The sequence below is a fragment of the Cognatilysobacter lacus genome (assembly GCF_008274655.1).
GTDB lineage: Bacteria > Pseudomonadota > Gammaproteobacteria > Xanthomonadales > Xanthomonadaceae > Cognatilysobacter > Cognatilysobacter lacus.
Genome location: NZ_VTRV01000222.1, coordinates 1 through 2,936, shown reverse-complemented (window position 1 = coordinate 2,936; position 2,936 = coordinate 1). Strand labels below are relative to the sequence as shown.

The window sequence follows — 2,936 nt, the reverse complement described above, 5'->3', positions numbered from 1 at the left end:
CAGCGGCGCTGCCGCACAGGGGCGAGCCCAGGCAGACCACCCGCAGCACCGGAAGATCCGGCTCGCGCTCGAGCGCCGTCAGCGTCACCAGCCCCCCGAGGCTGTGCGCGACGACGTGGCAGGGCGCGCTGCGCATCTCGCGTTGCAGCTCGCGGATCGCGAATTCCGGATTGCCGCGCACGCTGGCGTAGCCGATCCGTTCGGGCGCGAAGCCCGCGCGCGCCAGTCGCGAGGCGAGCAGTGCCATCGACGCCGGGCGCATCCACAGGCCATGCAGCAGGAGGACGCGAGAGGTCATGCAACGGACTCCGCCCGCCGTCGCGACACCGACATCCCCTCAGTGCCCGCGCTGCGCGTCGCGTGCGGGATCGAGCGCACCGGCGCGCGTGGGAGTCATGCGAACGCCGCGTTCGTCGCTTGCTGGATCGCGCGGAGACCCACGCATCACGCGAGCGCCGGGCGGCGCAGGATGAATTCCAGATCGATCACGCGGCCGACCGGGAAGTCGTACGTACCTACTTTCGTGAAGCCGTAACGCGCATAGAAGCGCTGCGCACCCGGGTTCTCGCTCCATACGCCGATCCACAGGGTGCGCGGGCCGTCCTCGAGCAACCATGCTTCCGCGGTCTCGAACAGTTTCGAGCCCCAGCCCCCGTTCTGGAACTCCCGCAACACGTAGAGGCGCTTGAGCTCGCCATCGCCGGGCTGCACGTCGACATGCGGAAGCCCGCACGGGCCGGCAGCGCAGTGACCGACCGCCCGACCGTCGGCTTCGAGAAACCAGACCGCGTAATCGGGGTGCCCGAGGATCACCGCCTGCTTCGCTTCGGCGTAGGCGTCGTCGAGGAACGCCTGCAGGTCCTCAGGCGGATAGAGATGCCCGAACGCCTCGACGAACGTCGCGCCAGCGAGCGACGACAGCGTCGCCGCATCGTCCACCGTCGCGCGGCGGATCGTCGGGCTCACTGCACCTTGGCCTCGCGCGGTCGCACGGCGACGTGCACTTCCGCCAGCTGCGCCTCGGGAATCGGCGAGGGCGCGCCCGTCATCAGGCACTGCGCACCGGTGGTCTTCGGGAACGGGATCACGTCACGAATGGATTCGGTCCCTGCCATGAGCGCGGCGATGCGGTCGATGCCGAAGGCGATGCCGCCATGCGGCGGCGCGCCGTAGCGCAGCGCCTCGAGCAGGAAGCCGAACTTGAGTTCCGCCTCGTCCTTGCCGATGCCGAGCAGGTCGAACACGGCCGACTGCATCGAGGATCGATGGATGCGGATCGATCCGCCGCCGATCTCGTTGCCGTTGAGCACCATGTCGTAGCCACGCGACACGGCGATCGCCGCATTGGCGCGAAGGTCGGCCTCGTCGTCGACGCTCGGGGCGGTGAACGGGTGATGCAGCGCGACGAAGCGCTGCGCTTCCTCGTCCCACTCGAACATCGGGAAGTCCGTCACCCACAACGGGCGCCAGGCGTTCTCGACCAGGCCGAGGTCCCGGCCGAGCTTCAGGCGCAGCGCGCCCATGAAGTCGGACGCGCTCTTGTAGGTGGCCGCGCCGAAGAAGATGGCGTCGCCGGTGTTGGCATGCGTTGCGCGCAGGACGGCGTCGAGCGTGGCGTCGTCGAGGAACTTGGCGATCGGCGAGTTGATGCCGTCACGACCCTTCGTCGCGTCCTCGACCTTCATCCATGCGAGCCCCTTCGCGCCGTATTTCGCGGCGTGCGCCGCGAGTTCGTCGATCTGCTTGCGCGAGAACTTGGCGCCGCCGGGCGCACGCAGCGCGACCACGCGGCCGTCGGCATGGTTGGCCCAGTCGGTGAAAACCTTGAACTCGCAGTCCTTCACGAGCTCCGCGACGTCGGTGAACTCCATCGCGATGCGCAGGTCCGGCTTGTCCGAGCCGTAGCGACGCATCGCCTCGGCGTAGGTCATGCGCGGGAATTCGGCGTCGAGTTCAACGTCGATCACCTCGCGGAACACGAGGCGGATCATGTCCTCGACGGTGTCCTGCACCTCGCGCTCGGTGACCCACGCGAATTCCATGTCGAGCTGGGTGAATTCGAGCTGGCGATCGGCGCGCAGGGCTTCGTCGCGGAAGCAGCGCGCGATCTGGTAGTAGCGGTCGAAGCCCGCCATCATCAGGATCTGCTTGAACAGCTGCGGGCTCTGCGGCAACGCGTAGAACTCGCCTTCGTGCATGCGCGCCGGCACCAGGAAGTCGCGCGCGCCCTCGGGCGTGGCCTTGGTCAGGATCGGCGTCTCGATGTCCTGGAAACCGCGCTCGTCGAGGTAGCGACGCAGCGACTGCACCAGCTTGATACGCGTACGCATCATCTTCTGCATCTCGGGGCGGCGCAGGTCGAGGTAGCGGTACTTGAGCCGGATGTCCTCGCCCGCGTTCTCGTGCGCGTGGAACGGCAGCGGCTCGGCCTTGTTCATCACTTCGATCTTCGTCGCGACGACTTCGACCTTGCCGGTGGCGATGCGATCGTTGACCGAGTGCCGCGCTCGCACCGTGCCGGTGATGCGCAGGCAGTCCTCGTAGCCGACCTTCGACGCGGCGGCGATGACATCCGCATTGCCTTCGGCGCCGGACGGCTCGGCGACGACCTGCACGATGCCTTCGTGGTCGCGCAGGTCGATGAAGCAGACGCCGCCGAGATCGCGGGCGACGTCGGCCCAGCCGCACAGGGTGACGGTCTGGCCGATCAGGCGCTCATCGACGAGGCCGCAGAAATGGGTACGCATGGAAGCTCCGGCTCGTGCCCGAGGCGGGCGCGGATTCAGCCGGATAGTTTAGCGCCGCGACCGGGCGGGCGCCGATGCGGGAACGTTCCGACGCGGCTGCACGGGGGCCGTCGCGCCGGCCTGCACGAACATGGCGGCCCCGGCTTGCGCGCATCCGGGCGAGCGCACTTCGCCCGATCCGGCTCCATG

General features: G+C 68.5%; 3 protein-coding genes. All 3 read right to left on the bottom strand.

The features are described from left to right. A partial coding sequence (locus FW784_RS13430) for an esterase/lipase family protein (protein WP_149353831.1) occupies positions 1-298 on the bottom strand: 298 nt, incomplete at its 3' end. Between the two features lie 146 nt (positions 299-444). Then, positions 445-966: a GNAT family N-acetyltransferase gene (locus tag FW784_RS13425; RefSeq protein WP_149353830.1), complete on the bottom strand. Its 522-nt coding sequence runs from the start codon at positions 964-966 to the stop codon at positions 445-447. Further along, positions 963-2,747, bottom strand: coding sequence for an aspartate--tRNA ligase (aspS, locus tag FW784_RS13420; RefSeq protein ID WP_149353829.1), 1,785 nt, complete (start codon positions 2,745-2,747; stop codon positions 963-965). The genes FW784_RS13425 and aspS overlap by 4 nt, the downstream gene beginning before the upstream one ends. Positions 2,748-2,936: the final 189 nt, after the last annotated feature.

Bases quoted from the DNA above. Each gene is read 5' to 3' on its own strand.
- aspS (WP_149353829.1), bottom strand. From the start codon at position 2,747: ATGCGTACCCATTTCTGCGGCCTCGTCGATGAGCGCCTGATCGGCCAG.